Origin of the sequence: Sphingobium sp. AP50 (assembly GCF_900109095.1) — a bacterium.
Lineage (GTDB): Bacteria > Pseudomonadota > Alphaproteobacteria > Sphingomonadales > Sphingomonadaceae > Sphingobium.
On the sequence record NZ_FNYZ01000001.1, the window covers coordinates 1,045,759 to 1,063,587 of the forward strand.

The 17,829-nt window shown below is 63.4% G+C and carries 17 protein-coding genes; 11 read left to right on the forward strand and 6 right to left on the reverse strand.

The genetic code is table 11. The annotated features are described in order from the left end of the window. Window positions 1-115 precede the first annotated feature (115 nt). The 3 genes from BMY84_RS05185 to BMY84_RS05195 are packed head-to-tail and all read left to right on the forward strand — an operon-like array spanning window position 116 to window position 4,656. Window positions 116-1,561 (forward strand): amidohydrolase family protein, encoded by a 1,446-nt coding sequence (locus BMY84_RS05185; protein ID WP_256215062.1) that lies wholly within the window; start codon window positions 116-118, stop codon window positions 1,559-1,561. Next, the gene (locus BMY84_RS05190; protein ID WP_093081259.1) at window positions 1,558-3,204 is read left to right on the forward strand and encodes a tannase/feruloyl esterase family alpha/beta hydrolase; all 1,647 of its coding nucleotides are present in this window, start codon (window positions 1,558-1,560) and stop codon (window positions 3,202-3,204) included. The genes BMY84_RS05185 and BMY84_RS05190 overlap by 4 nt, the downstream gene beginning before the upstream one ends. Window positions 3,205-3,255: 51 nt before the next feature. Then, complete coding sequence (locus BMY84_RS05195) at window positions 3,256-4,656, forward strand: M20/M25/M40 family metallo-hydrolase (protein WP_093081261.1); 1,401 nt, start codon at window positions 3,256-3,258, stop codon at window positions 4,654-4,656. 38 nt (window positions 4,657-4,694) lie between these two features. Here BMY84_RS05195 and BMY84_RS30355 read toward each other — a convergent pair whose 3' ends face one another. The 6 genes from BMY84_RS30355 to BMY84_RS05220 all read right to left on the reverse strand — a co-directional run bounded on the left by BMY84_RS30355 (window position 4,695) and on the right by BMY84_RS05220 (window position 8,993). Then, window positions 4,695-5,180, reverse strand: coding sequence for an MFS transporter (locus BMY84_RS30355; protein WP_371262395.1), 486 nt, complete (start codon window positions 5,178-5,180; stop codon window positions 4,695-4,697). Further along, complete coding sequence (locus BMY84_RS30360) at window positions 5,078-5,638, reverse strand: MFS transporter (protein WP_256215064.1); 561 nt, start codon at window positions 5,636-5,638, stop codon at window positions 5,078-5,080. Before BMY84_RS30360 ends, BMY84_RS30355 begins: the two co-directional genes overlap by 103 nt. A gap of 130 nt (window positions 5,639-5,768) precedes the next feature. Beyond that, the gene (locus BMY84_RS05205) at window positions 5,769-6,143 is read right to left on the reverse strand and encodes a response regulator (RefSeq protein WP_218146911.1); all 375 of its coding nucleotides are present in this window, start codon (window positions 6,141-6,143) and stop codon (window positions 5,769-5,771) included. A gap of 85 nt (window positions 6,144-6,228) precedes the next feature. Next, the gene (locus tag BMY84_RS05210; protein WP_093081265.1) at window positions 6,229-7,356 is read right to left on the reverse strand and encodes a PAS domain-containing sensor histidine kinase; all 1,128 of its coding nucleotides are present in this window, start codon (window positions 7,354-7,356) and stop codon (window positions 6,229-6,231) included. After that, complete coding sequence (locus BMY84_RS05215) at window positions 7,349-8,170, reverse strand: alpha/beta fold hydrolase (RefSeq protein WP_093081268.1); 822 nt, start codon at window positions 8,168-8,170, stop codon at window positions 7,349-7,351. Before BMY84_RS05215 ends, BMY84_RS05210 begins: the two co-directional genes overlap by 8 nt. A 322-nt stretch (window positions 8,171-8,492) precedes the next feature. Next, complete coding sequence (locus BMY84_RS05220; protein ID WP_256215065.1) at window positions 8,493-8,993, reverse strand: MarR family winged helix-turn-helix transcriptional regulator; 501 nt, start codon at window positions 8,991-8,993, stop codon at window positions 8,493-8,495. A 252-nt stretch (window positions 8,994-9,245) separates the two neighbouring features. On the opposite strand from BMY84_RS05220, the gene ectA reads away from it, so the two are divergent. The 8 genes from ectA to BMY84_RS05260 all read left to right on the forward strand — a co-directional run bounded on the left by ectA (window position 9,246) and on the right by BMY84_RS05260 (window position 17,812). Next, window positions 9,246-9,737, forward strand: a complete 492-nt coding sequence (gene ectA, locus BMY84_RS05225) for a diaminobutyrate acetyltransferase (protein WP_093081273.1) — start codon at window positions 9,246-9,248, stop codon at window positions 9,735-9,737. Between the two features lie 15 nt (window positions 9,738-9,752). Then, the gene (gene ectB, locus BMY84_RS05230; protein WP_093081275.1) at window positions 9,753-11,063 is read left to right on the forward strand and encodes a diaminobutyrate--2-oxoglutarate transaminase; all 1,311 of its coding nucleotides are present in this window, start codon (window positions 9,753-9,755) and stop codon (window positions 11,061-11,063) included. A 15-nt stretch (window positions 11,064-11,078) separates the two neighbouring features. After that, on the forward strand, window positions 11,079-11,492 hold the full coding sequence (locus BMY84_RS05235; RefSeq protein ID WP_093081278.1) for an ectoine synthase: 414 nt from the start codon (window positions 11,079-11,081) through the stop codon (window positions 11,490-11,492). Window positions 11,493-11,564: 72 nt separating this feature from the next. Beyond that, window positions 11,565-12,485 (forward strand): ectoine hydroxylase, encoded by a 921-nt coding sequence (gene thpD, locus BMY84_RS05240; protein WP_093081279.1) that lies wholly within the window; start codon window positions 11,565-11,567, stop codon window positions 12,483-12,485. Next, the gene (locus BMY84_RS05245) at window positions 12,482-13,924 is read left to right on the forward strand and encodes an aspartate kinase (RefSeq protein ID WP_093081282.1); all 1,443 of its coding nucleotides are present in this window, start codon (window positions 12,482-12,484) and stop codon (window positions 13,922-13,924) included. Before thpD ends, BMY84_RS05245 begins: the two co-directional genes overlap by 4 nt. 20 nt (window positions 13,925-13,944) lie before the next feature. Beyond that, window positions 13,945-15,180, forward strand: a complete 1,236-nt coding sequence (locus BMY84_RS05250; protein WP_093081284.1) for an MFS transporter — start codon at window positions 13,945-13,947, stop codon at window positions 15,178-15,180. Beyond that, window positions 15,177-16,511, forward strand: coding sequence for an MFS transporter (locus BMY84_RS05255; RefSeq protein WP_093081287.1), 1,335 nt, complete (start codon window positions 15,177-15,179; stop codon window positions 16,509-16,511). The genes BMY84_RS05250 and BMY84_RS05255 overlap by 4 nt, the downstream gene beginning before the upstream one ends. Continuing rightward, a complete protein-coding gene (locus BMY84_RS05260) occupies window positions 16,508-17,812 on the forward strand; it encodes a mechanosensitive ion channel family protein (protein ID WP_256215066.1) in 1,305 nt (434 codons plus the stop codon). The genes BMY84_RS05255 and BMY84_RS05260 overlap by 4 nt, the downstream gene beginning before the upstream one ends. The last annotated feature ends 17 nt before the right edge of the window (window positions 17,813-17,829 follow it).

Sequence of the window (17,829 nt, forward strand, 5' to 3'; positions counted from 1 at the left end):
GTATCCGCACGATCGGCTTTTCGACACAAAGTACGACAAAATTCCATTTTATCGGGAGGCTGTCGGCCGGGCCTGCGTCTTTAGGGGCAGACAGGTTCAGACCGGGGGGCGTCAGGTGAAGAGGGACAGCATTCAGGATTTTGCGCGGCATAAGGCGCGTCGCGCCTTGCAGGGGGCAAAGCGCATGCTGCCGCTGGCTCTGCTGCTGGGCGGAACCGCGCTGGCGCAGGATTTCAACGACCGGCGCAAGGTGCAATATCCCGAACAGGTGACGGCCGACAATCCGCAACGGACCCCGGCCATTCCCCGCAAGCAGGGTTTCGACGGGACATTGGTGCTGACCGGCGGGCGCATCTTCGATTCCGTGAAGAGCGCGGCCTATCCCGGATCGGTCGTGATCCAGCAGAACAAGATCGTGGCGGTGCTGCCGGCGGGTTCGACCGCCTGGCCGGCCGATGCGAAGATCGTCGACGTCACCGGCAAGACGGTGATGCCGGGCCTGATCGACATGCATGTCCATTCGACCTACCCGACCCCGGAAACCCCGGCGGACATGACCGACAGCGAAGGCCATGCCACGCTGCGCGCGCTGCGCAGCCTGCAAATGCTGCTGGAAAACGGGATTACGTCGGTCCGCGACATGAGCGGGCCGCTGAACGCGCCCTATATCATCAGCGAATGGCTGGAAAAGGATATGGCGCCCGGACCGCGTGTCTTTGCCGCCGGGCATATCATCACCGGCACGGGCGGCCATGCCGCCGACCGGCCGCTGACCCCGATCCACAGCGCCGCCTATACGCGCGAAGCCAATGGCGCGGACGATTGGGTCAAGGCGGTGCGCGAAACCTACAAGATGGGCGCCAGCCATATCAAGATCGCCAGCCATTTCGCCCCGGACGAGGTGAAGGCCGCCGTGGCGGAGGCGCATCGGCTGGGCCTGAAGGTCACCTGCGATTGCGAGACCATCTATACCCAGATGGCGGTCGAGGCCGGGGTGGATTCGATCGAGCATCCGCTGCCGCGCACCGATGAGACGATCAAGCTGATGGCGCAGAAGGGGACGGCCTCCATCCCCACCATGCAGGTTTATCAGGGGCTGTTCGATTCGCGCGGCGTCTATGCGGGCACGGCATCGCGGCGCTTCTCCATGGCGGCGCAGGCCAATTATGATATCCTGAAGAAAATGATCGCCGCCGGGATCACCATCGGCGTCGGGACCGACAATATCGGCGGTTCCTTCTATAACACGCCCAACATCTACATCGCCGACCTCAAATTCCTGCAAAAGGCGGGCTATTCCCCGGCCAAGGCGCTGATGGCGGCAACCCGCGTCAATGCCCAGATCATGGATATGGGAGATAAGCTGGGCACGCTGGAGCCGGGCAAGCTGGCCGACGTCATCGTCGTGGCGGGCAATCCGGACCAGAATCTGGACGATCTGGCCAAGGTCGAGATGGTGGTGCGCAACGGCAATATCGTGATCAAGGACGGGCAGGTCTATATGCCCCGCCATGTCCCCGTGCCGCTGGCCAAGCCGTCGCCGCCCGAAACGCTGAAGTGAGGGCAATAGGCATTGGGCTGGTCGGAGGGCTGGCGCTGGTCGCGTTGGCGGCCGATCCGGCTCATGCTGCGAACTGCGCGGACATGGCGAAGATCGTGCTGCCGCATGTCACCGTCACCGGCGCGCAGGAGATTGCCGGCGGCAGCTTTGCCGAACCGCAGGAGGACGGTCGCCCGGTTCGCAGCCATGGCGCGCTGCCGACATTCTGCCATGTGCAGGCGGTAGCCTCGCCCGTGGCCGGTTCCCGCATCGGTTTCGAAGTCTGGCTGCCACAGGCGACCGACTGGTCCGGGCGGGTCCATATGGTCGGCAATGGCGGCTTCGGGTCGAACCTCTATTATGCGCAACTCGCGGCGCGGGTCCGCCGGGGCGATGTGGGCGTGGCGACCGATACCGGCCATCGCGGCGGATCGCTGACCTTCGGGCGCGGCAATCGCGCGGCGATCGAGGATTGGGGCTTCCGCGCCGTCCATGAAAGCATCGTCGCGGCCAAGGCGATGACGCAGGCCTATTACGGCCGGGCGGCGACCCATAGCTATTTCTCCGGCTCCTCCACCGGCGGCCATCAGGCGCTGATGGAAGCGCAGCGCTATCCGGAGGATTTCGACGGCATCATCGCGGGCGCGCCGGGCAATAACCGGACATCGCTCATCCTGTCCTTCCTCTGGAGTTTCGTGAAGAATCACCGGCCCGGCGACAATGATCATCCCATCGTCCCGGTGCCGAAGCTGGCCATGGTGAAGAAGGCGGTGGTCGCGCAATGCGACGCGCTGGACGGGGTGAGCGATGGCGTGGTCAGCGATCCGCGTGCCTGCCCGTTCGACCCGGCCAGCCTGTCCTGCAAGGGCGGCGACGCCCCCGACTGCCTGACCGGGGAGCAGGTGGCGACGATGCAGGCCATCTATCAGGGACCGCGCGATGCCCGGACGGGCGCGCAAATCTATCCCGGCTATGTCGTGGGCAGCGAAGGGCAGGGGGATGAGGACAGCCCGCTGCCGGGCTGGGCCGGCTACTGGGCCAATCCGGGCAAGCAGGATGAGCCGCAGCGCGTCGATTTCTTCCGCTATTGGGTGAAGGACGATCCGGACTGGGACTGGTGGAAATTCGACTGGGGCGCGGATGTCGACCGGGTTCGCACGTCGATGGGGCCGGTCATCGATGCCGTCGATCCCGACCTGTCGCGCTTTCGGGCGCGGGGCGGCAAGCTGATCATGTTCGTCGGCTGGAACGATCCGGTCGCGGCATCGCCCGAAACGATCAACTATTATGAGAGCCTCGTCGCGCAGAGCAGCGCGGGCACGCGGACGGACAGGCTGGCAGATATACAGGGCTTTGCCCGCCTCTATATGGTCGGCGGCATGGGGCATACGGCGGGCGGGGAGGGGGCGACCAACATGTCGAACGCGACCCGCAACAGCGAGCCGCCGGTCGATGACAGTCTGCACGATATGGGCCTTGCCCTTTATGACTGGGTGGAAAAGGGCAAGGCGCCCGAAACGCTGGTGGCGACCAAATATAGTGAGGGCCAGGGGCCTTCGGGACGCATCGCCTTCCAGCGTCCGATCTGCGTCTGGCCTTTGGTGCCGCGCTATCGGGGCGGCGACAGCAACGCCACCGCCAGTTTTACCTGCGCGGCGCCATGATCCGGCCGTGCCGCATCCTGTTTTCATGATCCGCTCCAGGGAGAGCCGCTGATGCCTTATGCCAAGATCGCCTTTACCCTTGCCCTGCTGACACCCGCAGGGGCCTTCGCCGCAACGGCCGATCCGGGTGAGGCGCAATATCGCGCGATATTGAAGGAACTGGTCGAAACAGACAGCACCGGGGCGACGGGGAGTTGCACGACGCTGGTCGAAAAGGTCGCGGCGCGGATGAAGGGAGCGGGCTTCCCGGCCGAGAATATCCAGCTGCTGGTGCCGCCCGAAGACCCCAAGGCGGGCAATCTGGTCGCGATCCTGCCGGGCCGCCAGCCCGATGCGCTGCTGTTGCTGGGGCATATCGACACGGTGAACGCCAAGCGTGCCGACTGGAAGCGCGACCCTTTCACCCTGATCGAGGAAAATGGCGTTCTGTACGGGCGCGGCGTCGCCGACATGAAGTCGCAGGCGGCGGCCTGGATCGACACGCTGCTGCGCTTCAACAAGGAAGGACTGAAGCCCAAACATACGGTGAAGATGGCGCTGACCTGTGGCGAGGAAGGCGGCGGCCGGGTGAATGGCGCGAAATGGCTGGTCGACAATCATCGCGATCTGATCGACGCGAAGCTGGGCCTGAACGAAGGCGGCAACGGCGAGATGACGCAAGATGGCAAGCGGGTCGTCGTGTCGGTGCTGGTGGCGGAAAAGGGCGGCGGCAATTTCGTGCTGGAGGCGACCAATCCGGGCGGCCATTCCTCGCGACCCCGGCCAGACAATGCGCTCTACAGCATGGGGCGGGCGATGGACCGGCTGAGCAAGCTGGAATTTCCGGTGACCTTCAATGAATCCAGCAAGGGCTTCTTCACCCGCATGGCGCCGATCGTGGGCGGGGAGACGGGCGCGGCGATGGCGCGGCTGGTCGCGAACCCCAATGATGCGGAGGCGGACCGGATCGTCAGCCAGTCGCCGCTATGGCATGGCATGTTGCGCACCACCTGTGTCCCCACGATGATCGAGGGTGGCCATGCGGCCAATGCCCTGCCCCAGAGCGTGCGGCTGACCATCAACTGCCGCCTGTTGCCGGGCGACACGATCGATAACGCCAACGCCATGCTGCTGAAGGCGATCGCCGATCCGGAACTGACGCTGATCAAGCCGGAGCAGGGGCCGTCACCGGTATTCCCGAAGATCACGCCGCAGATCATGGGGCCGATCGAGAAGGCGTCGAAGGACCAGTTGGGCGGAACGCCGGTCGTGCCGTTCATGACCACGGCCGGCACCGACGGGCGGACGCTGAACGCGGCGGGCATCCCAACCATTGGCGTGTCAGGCATGTTCCGCGAGCCGGACGGCAATGGCGTCCACGGGCTGAACGAACGCTATCGGGTGAGCGTGATCATGGACGGCCGCCGCTTCCTGTATCAACTGATCAGGAGCTATGCGGAAGGCGATCTGTAGGCCGAATGAGAGTGGATAGTCGTTAGACTATGCTTGGATCAGGATGATCGGCCGGGCCGCAGCAGCAAAAGGGCGACGGCGGCAAGGAGCGATCCCAGCGACATCGTCATGGCCACCATCGGCAGGCCGAAATTCAGGCTGAACAGAAAGCCTGCCAATATCGGTCCCAGTGCCGCACCACCGCGCCCGGCGCCAATCACGATACCCGTTCCGCCGCCCCGGACGGCTGTCGGAAATGACTGGGCGATCAGGGCATAGAGGCCCACGACGCCGGCATTGGTGAAGAAGCCGGCGGCGGCGGCAATCATCGCCAGGCCCGACAGGCTGGATTGGCCCTGACCGAAAAAGCTGACCATCGCCGTGGAGATCAGCATGGCGATGATGACCTGCACGCGGATACCGATTTTCCAACTGAGGACGCTCAGCAGCAAAGCGCCCGCCAGTCCCCCGACATTGGCCCACACCAGCACGCCGCCGGCCGCCGATGGCGCATGGCCATGTCGACGACGATCTTGGGCACACATTTCAGGATGAAATAGAAGGTCATGATGTGCGCGAAGTAGGCGGCTGTCAGTAACAGGGTGATGCGGGCCAGTCCGGGTGCGAACAAGGCGGCAAGAGAAGCTTTGGGCGCGGCGACATCGGGCGCGGCCAGAGCGTCAACTTCATCATGGCCCATGCGGGTCAGCAGGGCATTGACCTTTTTCAACGCATTGGCAGGCCGTTTCTGCAAGAGGAAACCGATCGATTCCGGCAGCAGGAAGCATGCCAGCGGCAGGAAGACACCTGTGATGATCGCGCCGAACTGGAACACGTCGCGCCACCCGCCCGATACCAGCAATATCGATGCGATCGATCCGCCGACGATCGCACCGACGGGATAGCCAGCCGCCATCACGGCGACGGCGAGATTGCGTGCCCGCGCATTGGCCAGTTCGGCAACCATGGCGTTGGTGCAGGCCAGCATGCCACCGATACCCAAGCCGGTGAGCAAACGGATGATGGACAGAGACAGAATGCTGAAGTGATCAGATATTCCTCATCGCCCAATACCATCGTGAAGCGGAAGGTGCCACATCAGGCCGACCTGCCATCGGCTTGAACCGAGGTTCCTATGCGGCGAGAAGGCCGCGAATCTTGTCGACCAGCGCAGTTCCACTCCAAGGCTTCGGCACGAACTGTCCTGTCCCGGGTATATCGGCACTGGCAAGCCGGTGGTGGCCTGACGTCAGAAGAAGCCGGATGCGCGGCCATCGTTCATGAACCAGTTTTGCCAGTTCCAGCCCGTCCATGGTCCCGGGCATATCGACGTCCGAAAAGAGCAGGTGGACGTCAGGCTGTCCCTGAAGGACCGCCATGGCCTCGTCAGCATTGGCGGCCTCCACCACGATAAAGCCGGCTTCTTCAAGAATATCCGTCCCAAGCATTCGGACGAGAGTTTCGTCCTCCACTATCAGGACGGTCGAAGAGGGTGCATGCGTAGACAAATCGGGCCTCCTTCCGCGGGAGTATGCCCGGTCATGATCAATGCCCCAGCATGCTGGAGGTTCATAAATATCGCTTGATGGCGTGTCAGGTTGCCAATGGCATAGTGAAGATAAAGGTCGTTGCGGTTGCGTCAGACCGCGCCACCAGATTACCGCCATGAGCCCGGGCAATTTCAGAAGCGATGTGCAAGCCGAGGCCCAAACCATGCTTCACGCGATCCTGACCACGGAAAAATGGCTGGAACAGGCGCTCCAGTGCATCTGGCGGGATCGGGTCACCGCCGTTGGATACGGCGATCACCAACTCGCCATGCGTAGTGGATGCATTAATGCGGACTGGCTGGTCCCTGGCGCCATGGGTCAGTGCGTTGCCGAGGAGATTGGACAGCAATTGCCCGATCCTCATCCGGTCACAATGAACAGGCTCCGCCAGATCATAATGCGCCGTGACGGTGCGATCGGGCGCGATCGACCGGAGTTCGGAGACGACCTGGCGCAGGATGGGTTCGAGCGGCTCGGCGTTTCTATCCAGAGTGATGCCGCCACCTAGGCGCCCGCGCGCGAAATCGAGGACATTGTCGATGAGGGCTGAGGCGCGCAATATGCTGCCGGTCATCAGCCCGGTTACCTTTTTGCCCCGCTCGGTCAGCCCGTCGCGTTCGAGCATGTGGATGCCGCTGGCGATCGACGCCAGGGGATTGCGAAGGTCGTGGCCGAGCACAGCGATGAACTGCTCGCGCAATTCGGAATCAGCCCGTTCGCTGGCAATCGTTGCCTCCGCCTTGTCACGGGCCTCGATCAGACCACGTTCGTACAGACGGCGTTCCGCCGCGAGGAAGATGGTGAAGCGCATCTCGGACAGGTCATCGCCGTCACGGACAGCAGCGGCATTGACAAGGATCGGCGCCTTGGAACCGTCCGCCCGAACGATCTCCAAAGCCACCTCGCTGAAGCGGCCGTGCATGTGGAGCATCGGCGCGAAGTGGGTTTCGTAGAATATCTTCCCGGCCACAGGGAGGAGGTCGGCGAAGCGCTTGCCGATCAACTGGTCGGAAGGCTTGCCGATCCAGTCTGCCAAAGTCCGGTTCGCACGGGTTATGCGTCCATCCCTGTCCGCGAGCACATAGCCGCAAGGCGCTGCCTCAAAGAGATGCTCGAAATCGATGGCTTGCTGTTGAGCGACCGTATCGGGGTTTCGCGAAGCCTCAGACAAAGGCTTTGATCGCCGCTATGGTTTGCTCAGGTGCGCTCAGGTTCGGGCAGTGCCCCGTAGCGTCGAGCAGCACCAACTCACTTCCGGGGATGGCATTCTGAACATATTCGCCGACGCACACTGGCGCGATGACGTCCTCTCGGCACTGAAGGATAAGAACCTTGGCCCCAATCGGCCCGAGTTCATTCCGGCAATCGGACAGGAAGGTCGTGCGCGCGAACTGCTTGGCGATCTCCGGATCGGTGCGACAGAAACTGGCGATCAGTTCTTCGCCAAGACCCGGGCGATCAGGATTGCCCATGATCACCGGTGCCATAGCCTGCGACCAGCCCATATGGTTGCTGTCCAGAAACTCCAGCAATTCCGTGATCTGGGCACGGTCGAACCCGCCCACATAGTCGCCATCGTCGATGTAACAGGGCGACGGCCCCACCAGCACAAGCGCCGAGAAGAGTTCAGGCGCACGGCGTGCCGCCATCAGGCCGATCATCGCGCTTACCGAATGGCCGACGAATATCCCGTCAACGATACCAAGGGCTTTGGCCAGAGCCACGACATCATCGGCATAGCCCTCTAGCGAGGCATATTTACCGGGATCATATGCGGTAAGATCGGACGATCCTGCACCGACGTAGTCAAAAAGCACCGTTCGGAAAGAAGCCTCAAACGCCGGTGCGACGTATCGCCACATATTCTGGTCGCACCCAAATCCATGGGCAAACATCATCGATCTGGAGCCGCTACCAGCCGTCTGGGCGTTGAGGCGTTTCAGGACGACGGATTGAAGCTCGGTTACGACTATATCATCAGGCATCGATGTGGCGGCTCGGTAGATCAGACATACGAAGCCGCGGAGCTTGATGGTGGCTTAGAGCCACCATCTATGCATGCGCTGTTCCGGTGTGCCTCCATAGCACGATCGGATGTGTTTGCCCATGCGCATGCGTGCGACAATATCACTTTCGGGAGCGATTGAACGGCAACAATGGGTCGACTGCGGCACCCAACGAAAGAGAATGTATACGCAAACGATAGCGCAAGATCGGGTTGCATCAAATGAGCGCACAGCAAATGATGCCGTGGAAGGTCTGCATCTAAGGAGCCGAACTCTGGCTCTGAACATTCGACAAGGGGCGTCAATGCGGTTCAGAGCGATCGATCCGGCCGCTGTCCAGCAGCGGCGCGGCGTCTATCGAATCTGCATCCATCAGTACTGCCAACCGTTCCGCCGCGGCAAGGATCATAGCCTGTTCCCAGTTGGGAAGAGCGTCGAAGCGGTCTATAAAGCGCTTCTGTAGTGGATCGGGTGCTTCGGCCAAGGCGTCGCGACCATCGGGCAACAGGGTCAGGTGAATCTGACGCTTGTCGCGTTCGCCGCGCTGCCGCTGGACGAAGCCGAGCACGACCAGTCGGTCCACGACTGCGGTGATCGTGGCCTGACTAAATTGCAGCGATTGCGCCACGGCCGAAGGGGTGACCGACTCGCGCGAGTCGATTTCCCGCAACACCAGCAATTGCGATGGGGTGAGGCCGGTGGTCGTCGCCAACTGACGACTGCCGATTTCAGTCGCGCGAAGGACTCGACGCAACGCGCGCAGGGTCAGGAAGGCAATTTCGGAATCCATGGAAAGGCGCATAGCGCGAAGTCGCGCAGATCGCCAACGGCGCTAAAAGTTCCTTATCATATACTTCGTCATGTGAAATATAATTTCGACTTTGGGGTTGAAGGTGGCGCAGGGGATCGGCATATAAGCGCCCGTCTCGCCGGAGAATCTGCTTCTCCGAGTAAAATATAATTCGGGAGCTGAACAATCTTATATTCCCAAGCTACAGCGGCTGCTACGCCGCCACGGGCTTCTGCGCGCTCTGAACCGAGCGAGGGGCAGGACATGTTTTTCCGCAAGCCCGTCGCTACGGATGGGCCGGCCATCAGTGGATTGATCGCGGCCTGTCCGCCGCTTGATCCCAATTCGGCCTATTGCAACCTGCTGCAATGCACCGACTTCGCCGACAGCTGTATCGTTGCCGAGCGCGGGGGTGAGGTGGTCGGCTGGGTGTCGGGCTATCGTCCGCCGTCCGCGCCCGACACTTTCTTCGTGTGGCAGGTCGCGGTGTCGTCCGCCGCGCGCGGCCAGCGCCTTGCTGGTCGCATGGTCGAGGCGCTGCTGGCCCGGCCCGAACAGGCCGGCGTCACCCATCTGACGACGACCATCACCGACGATAATCGCGCCTCCTGGGCCCTGTTCCAGGGGCTGGCGCGGCGGTGGGGCGCACCGGTCGAAAAGACCGCCCGCTTTGAAGAACAGGCCCATTTTGCCGGCGCCCACGCCACCGAATGGCAGGCGCGCATCGGCCCGCTGCCGACACCGGCACAGAGTTGAAAGAGATTAGAGACCATGACCGTCACGACCCAGCCCAAACCTACCAGCGCCATGCCCGACACGGCCATTTATGAGCGGCGCGAGTCCGCCGTGCGCAGCTATGCCCGCGCCATGCCGCGTCAGTTCAACCGCGCACAAGGCGTGTGGATGCACGACAATCAGGGCGGCCGCTATCTCGATTTCCTGTCGGGTTGCTCCACACTCAACTATGGCCACAATCATCCGATCCTGAAGGCCGCGCTGGTCGACTATATCGCCGGCGACGGCATCACCCATGGCCTTGACCTGCACACCGATGCCAAGGCCGACTTCCTTGGCACGCTGGAGGATGTGATCCTGCGTCCCCGCGGGCTTGATTATCGCGCTATGTTCACCGGGCCGACCGGCACCAATGCAGTCGAGGCAGCGATCAAGCTGGCGCGCAAGATCACTGGGCGCGAGCTGGTGATCGCCTTCACCAACGGCTTTCACGGCATGACGCTCGGCGCGCTCGCCTGCACAGGCAATGCCGCCAAGCGCGGTGGTGCAGGTGTGCCCCTGAGCCATGTCGCTCATGAACCCTATGATGGTTATCATGGTCCCGATGTCGATACGGCCGACCTGTTGGAACGGCGCCTGTCCGATCCGTCGAGCGGCCTCGATGCGCCGGCCGCCATCCTGGTGGAAACGGTGCAGGGGGAAGGCGGCCTCAATGCCGCCTCGCCGCAATGGTTGCGCCGGATTGCCGAGATCGCCAGGCGCCACGGCGCGCTGATGATCGTCGACGATATCCAGGCGGGCTGTGGCCGCACCGGCAATTTCTTCAGCTTCGAAGGGATGGGCTTCACCCCCGACATTGTCACCATGGCGAAGTCGCTGTCGGGCATGGGCCTGCCCTTCGCGCTCACCCTGTTCCGTCCGGAACTGGATCAATGGGCACCGGGCGAACATAATGGCACCTTCCGGGGCAACAACCATGCCTTCGTCACCGCCACCGCTGCGCTGCGCCATTTCTGGGGCGATGCGCAGTTCGAACAGGATATCGCCCGTCGCGGCGCGCTGCTGGAACGGCGGCTGGACGCGATGGCGGCCGAACATGGCCTGTCCACCCGAGGTCGCGGCATGATGCGCGGCATCGATGTCGGATCGGGCGAAGTCGCGCAGACCATCACCGCCGCCTGCTTTGCGCAGGGGCTCATCATCGAAACCAGCGGCGCGCATGACGAGATCGTCAAGGTGCTGGCGCCCCTCGTGATCGAGGACGCCGTGCTGTCGGCCGGCCTCGACATTCTTGAGGAGAGCATCCGGTCCGCGCTGACCGTCACCTATGGCGTCGCCGCAGAATAAGAGGAGATATCAGACATGATCGTTCGCAAACTTAATGACATCCGCAAGTCCGACCGCAATGTGAAGTCCAAGGGCTGGGAAAGCGCCCGCCTTCTGTTGAAGGATGACAATATGGGCTTTTCCTTCCACGTCACTACCATGTACGCGGGTGAGGAACTGCACATGCACTACCAGAACCATCTGGAGGCGGTGCTGGTGCTCAAGGGCACGGGCACGATCGAGGATCTGGGCACCGGCATCACGCATCAATTGGCGCCTGGCGTCATGTATGCGCTCAACGCTCATGACCAGCATATCGTGCGGCCGGAAACCGACATATTGTGCGCCTGCACCTTCAATCCGCCGGTCACCGGCAAGGAAGTGCATGACGAGAATGGCGCTTATCCCGCCGATACCAGCGCCGCGCGCGAACCTGCGCTGGCCGACTGATGCGTGATGCAGGTTTGGGACGCCCGAGCCTGCCACGCCCTTGTTACCATAGATTGAAAAAGGGGGAGTCCCATGAAAGACCTCTACCCGTCCCGCCATGCCGACATGGCGGAATTCTTGCCGCGCCACGATCCGGTCGTTCATGCCGACTGGAGCGCCGACGCGCCGATCAGCCGCGACCAGGCCGATGCCTTCGACCGCGACGGCTATCTGGTGCTGGAAGACATTTTCTCCGACGCGGAAGTCGCCTTCCTCCAGCACGAGGCCCGCAAGCTGCTGGCCGATCCCGATGCACTGGAAGCCGAAACGGTGATCACCGAACCGGGCGGCAAGGAAGTCCGTTCCATCTTCCGCATCCATGCCCAGAGCCGGGTGATCGAGCGGCTGGCGGCGGACAGTCGCCTGGCTGGCGTGGCCCGCTTCCTGCTGGGTGACGATGTCTATATCCACCAGTCACGGCTCAATTATAAGCCCGGTTTCCAGGGCAAGGAATTCTACTGGCACAGCGATTTCGAGACCTGGCATGTGGAGGATGGCATGCCGCGCATGCGCGCGCTGTCCATGTCGGTGCTGCTGGCCGAAAACACGCCGCATAACGGCCCGTTGATGCTGATCCCCGGATCGCATCGCCAATATCTGACCTGCGTCGGCGAGACGCCCGAGGACCATTATCGCCAGTCGCTCAAGCGCCAGGAATATGGCGTTCCCGACGAGGATAGCCTGGCCGAACTGGCGCATCATCATGGCATCGTCGCGCCGACCGGCAAGCCCGGATCGGTGGTGATCTTCGACTGCAACATCATGCACGGGTCGAACGGCAACATCACGCCGTTCCCGCGCGCCAATGCCTTCCTGGTCTATAATGCGGTGTCCAACCGGCTGGAGGCGCCCTTTGGTGTCGACCGGCCGCGCCCAGCCTTCATCGCCGCGCGCGGCGAACCGCCGGTCATCACGCCGATCACCGGCCCCCTGATGCAGGAGGCGCTGGCATGAGCAGCCTGCATAGCGTCGAGAAGATCGGCGGCACATCCATGGCCGCGACGGCGACATTGTTCGACAATGTGCTGATCGCCGGCCGCAAGGGCGCGGACCTCTATCATCGCATCTTCGTCGTGTCGGCCTATGCCGGCATGACCGACTTGCTGCTGGAGCACAAGAAAAGCGGCGAACCGGGTGTCTATGCCCGCTTCGTGGCGGACGAGGATGCGGACGGCTGGCGCCAGGCGATGGAGACGGTGCGCCGCGCCATGCAGGAGCGCAATGCGACGATGTTCGTCCGCGCCGACCGGTTGGCGGAGGCCAATGCCTTTGTCGACATGCGGATCGATGCGGTCGCCGCCTGTCTCGACGATCTGGCGCGGCTGCGCAGCCATGGTCGCTTCTGCGTCAAGGAACAACTGGTGACGGTGCGGGAACTGCTGGCGGGTCTCGGCGAAGCGCATAGCGCGCATTCGACCGCGCTGCTGCTCCGCGACCGGGGCGTCAATGCGCAGTTTGTCGACCTGACCCTGTGGGACCAGCAGGACATGCGCGAGCTGGACGACCGGATCGGCCAGGCGTTTGCGCCGATCGACCTTTCCACCACCCTGCCGATCGTCACCGGCTATGCCGGATGCAGCGAGGGCATGGTGCGCCTTTATGCCCGTGGCTATTCGGAAATGACCTTTTCGCGCATTGCCGTGCTGACCAAGGCGCGCGAGGCGATCATCCACAAGGAGTTCCACCTGTCGAGCGCCGACCCGCGCCTAGTGGGCACGGACAAGGCGCGCAAGATCGGCCGCACCAATTATGATGTGGCGGACCAGCTTGCCAATCTGGGGATGGAGGCGATCCATCCCGGCGCCGGCCGGGGGCTGCGCCAGACCGACATTCCGCTGCGGGTGCGCAACACATTCGACCGGGAGGATGGCGGGACGCTGATCTGCGGCGCCTATGTGTCCGACACGCCGCGCGTCGAGATCGTCACCGGCGTGCGCCATGCGCAGGCGCTTCAGTTCTTTGAGCAGGATATGGTCGGCGTGAAAGGCTATGACGCGGCGATATTGGACGCGCTGGCCCGCCATGGCGCCTGGATCGTCAGCAAGGCGTCGAATGCCAACACCATCACCCATTATCTGTCCGCCGATGCGGCGACGGTGAAGCGGGTGATCGCCGATTTGCAGGCGCGCTATCCGGACGCTGCCATATCGGCCCAGCCGGTGGCGATCGTGTCGGTCATCGGCAGCGACATAGCCCGGCCGGGGCTGGTGCCCGACGCCCTGCAGGCGCTGGCCGATGCCCATGTGCCGATCGTCGCGATGCAGCACCAGATCCGCAATGTCGACGTCCAGTTCATCGTCGATGTCGATCATTATGAGACCGCCGTGGGCGCGCTGCACCGTGCCCTGGTGGAGGACGGGGCGGAACCGGCGGAGGATCGGCGCGCGGCCTGATCCGCACCCGGTCGTCCCCCATGTTCGCCGCGATCCACCCCGTCCGCAGCCTGCTGCTCGCCATCTTCATGCTGATGGCGGGCAGCGGCTTCCTGTCCACGCTGATCGGCCTGCGGCTGGAGCGGGCAGGGGCAGGCACGATGGCGATCGGTGCGGTCGCCACCGCCTATTTCGGTGGGCTCGTGGTGGGTGCGTTGCGGGCCGGGGCGATCGTGCGACAGGTGGGGCATATCCGCGCCTTCGCCGCCTTCGTCTCGCTGCTGTCGGCCAGCACATTGGCCTATGCGCTGGTCCAATATCCGCTCTTCTGGGCCTGCCTGCGCCTGATCGACGGCATCTGCGTCGCGGGCGTGTTCATCTGTCTGGAAAGCTGGCTCAACGACCGGGCGGAGGCGGAAACGCGCGGCAGCGTGCTCGCAGCCTATATGGTCGCCCTCTATTCGGGGCAGGCGGTCGGGCAATTGCTGCTGGGCGCCAGCGGTGCGTTGCCGGCGGTGCCATTCCAGATCGCCTCCATCCTCATTTCCCTGGCCATCATCCCGTTATGCCTGACCCGCAGCAGCGCGCCCGCGCCGGTCGATGCCCAAGCCTTCACCATCCGCGCCCTTTATGCCGCCTCACCGCTCGGCACGGTCGGCTCGGTCGCGACCGGGCTGATGCTGGGCGCCTTCTATGGCATGGCTGCGGTGCATGTGCGTCGGCTGGGGCTGGACCTTGGCGCGACCGCCAGCTTCATGATGATCGTCATCCTGGGCGGCGTCGCGCTGCAATGGCCGCTGGGGCGCCTGTCGGACCGGCTCGACCGGCGGCGGGTGATCGTCGGCTGCTTTGCCGCGACGCTGGCTGTCTGCACGGCGCTGGCGATGCTGGTGTCGGGCGGCCCGTGGCTGCTGGCGCTTGGCGCCCTGTTCGGCGGCCTCAGTTTCGCTCTCTATCCGCTCTGCGTCGCGCACTGCAACGACCGGCTGCTCGCGACCGAGCGGGTGGCGGCGAGCGGGCGGCTGGTATTGCTCTATTCGGTTGGCGCGGCAATCGGCCCGCTGGGCGCTGCGCTGCTGATGAGCCTGGCGCCGACGAGCGGCCTCTTCCTCTTCATTGCCCTGTGCGCCGGCGCGACGCTGGCCTTCGGCCTCTGGCGTCAGGCGGCGACCCCGCCCGTGCCGGTGCCCGACCAGCAGGAATTCCAGATCGTGCCGCGCACCACGCCGGTGGCCTCGCTGCTCGATCCCAATACCGTAGATGGACAGACTGAATGACCGCTTCCGCCATACCTGCGACCGCCGAAATTCCGGCGCAGGCCGACAAGGCCACCCTGCGGCGGGCGATCGCCGCATCGGCACTGGGCAATGCAACCGAATGGTTCGACTATGGCATCTATGCCTATGGCGTGACCTATATCTCCGCCGCGCTCTTTCCGGGCGAGGTAGACGATGCCGTGCTGTTCGCGCTGGCGACCTTCGCCATTTCCTTCCTCGTCCGGCCTCTGGGCGGTCTGTTTTGGGGACCGCTGGGCGACCGGCTGGGGCGCAAGGCGGTGCTGGCGTTGACTATCCTGCTTATGTCCGGCGCGACGCTGGCCGTCGGCCTCATCCCCTCCTATGCGCAGATTGGCTGGGCGGCGCCCGCGCTGCTCATCCTATTGCGCATGGTGCAGGGCTTTTCGACCGGTGGCGAATATGGCGGGGCCGCGACCTTCATGGCCGAATATGCGCCCGACGCCCGACGCGGCTTCTATGGCAGCTTCCTGGAGTTCGGCACGCTTGCCGGTTTCTCTTTCGGTGCGGCACTGATGCTGGGCTTTTCGCTGCTGCTGGGGGACGCGGTTATGCACGACTGGGGCTGGCGCATTCCCTTTCTGGTGGCTGCGCCCATGGGCCTCATCGGCATGTATCTGCGATCGAGGATGGAGGACACGCCGGTCTTTCGCGAGCAGGCGGCCGAAGGCAGCAGATCGCCGTCCCTTTCCCGGCTGCTGCGCGACCATAAGCGGCCGATGCTGGTCGTGGGGGGGCTGGTCGTGGCGCTCAATGTCGTCAACTATACGCTGCTCAGCTACATGCCGACCTATTTGCAGCGCCGCATCGGCCTGTCCCCGGACGAGGCGCTGGTGGTGCCGATCATCGGCATGCTCTTCATGATGGTCTTCCTGCCAATCGCCGGCCATATGTCCGATCGGATGGGCCGACGCCCGATGTGGCGGCTGTCGCTGATCGGCCTGCTGGTCGCGGTGGTGCCGCTATACATGCTGATGGCGACGGGCTTGGTCGGCGCGATCATCGGCTTTGTCCTGCTCGGCCTGCTCTATGTGCCGCAACTGGCGACGATTTCGGCGACCTTCCCGGCGCTGTTCCCCACCGCCGCGCGTTTCGCCGGCTTTGCGATCGCCTATAATCTGTCAACTTCGCTGTTCGGCGGTACGGCGCCGGCGATCGGTAGCGCGCTGATCGGCACGACCGGCAATGAACTCATGCCAGCCTTCTACATGATGGCGGCCTGCATCATCGGCTTGATCGCGCTTCGCTTCATGCCGGAAACGGCGGGCCGGTCGCTTTACGACGATCCGTTCGGAGGGGAACGGGCCGCATGATCAGCCAGCTCTATATTGCGTCGGACAGCCTCCAGATCCTCACCCGCGGCTATGTCGAGAATGTCTGGTTGCAGGCCGTGACGGGATTGCTGCTGCTTGGCGCATTCGCCTGGGCGGCCAACTGGGTTGCCAAGCGTATCGTCCTGACTCTGTTGCTGCGACTGATCAATCATCTGCCGTTCCGGGTCGAGGCCGCGCACATCGGTGCCGTCGTCGCGCGCCTGTCCAACATCGTGCCGGCGCTCATTATCCAGTCGGGCGTCGCCGCCGTCCCGCATCTGCCGGTCAGGCTCGCCGGCTTCATGGCCAGCCTGTGCGCGGCCTTCATCATCCTGACGCTGGCCATCGCCTTGAGTGGCCTTCTGACGCTCGGCAACGACCTTTATCAGCGCCGCCCCGATGCGGCGAACCGGCCGATCAAGGGCTATGTGCAGGTGGGCAAGCTGCTGGTCTATGGCGCGGCGAGCATCCTGATGATCGCGGCGCTGATGGACCAGTCGCCCTTGCTGCTGCTGTCGGGCCTGGGGGCGATGGCGGCCGTGCTGATGCTGGTGTTCAAGGACACGATCCTGTCGCTGGTCGCATCCGTCCAGATCGGCTCCAACGACATGATCCGGGTGGGCGACTGGATCGAGATGCCGCAGCTCAACGCCAATGGCGATGTGGTCGATATAGCCCTGCACACGGTAAAGGTTCAGAACTTCGACAAGACGATCACCACCATCCCGACGCATCGTTTGATCAGCGAAAGTTTTCGCAATTGGCGCGGAATGCAGGAATCGGGCGGACGCCGGATCATGCGTGCACTGGTGATCGACCAGAATAGCGTCAGCTTTCTTGATGAAGCAGGGATGCATGCCGTTTCTCGCTTCGGCTTGCTGGGGACCTATCTGCACGACAAGCGAGATGACCTGTCACGCTGGAATGTGGATCGTGCCGCGGACAACAGGCTGGACAGCCGACGGCTGACCAATATTGGCACTTTTCGCGCCTATGTGCTGGCCTATCTGCGTGCGCATCCGAATATCAGCCCGGACCAGACCCTGCTGGTGCGCCAGCTGGCGCCCAGCGAACATGGACTGCCGCTCGAAATCTATGCCTTCGCCAACACGACCGTCTGGGCCGCATATGAGGGCCTACAGGCCGACATTTTCGACCATCTGATCGCGATCCTGCCCGAATTCGGATTGCGGCTGTTCCAGCGGCCATCAGGCGGCGACCTTAGTCAATTACAATTGTTGCAAACGCAATCAGACTATCCTCTGTCTCATTCTGATCGTCGTTTGACGTCAAGCTCCTGACTGGCTGTGCGAAGTAT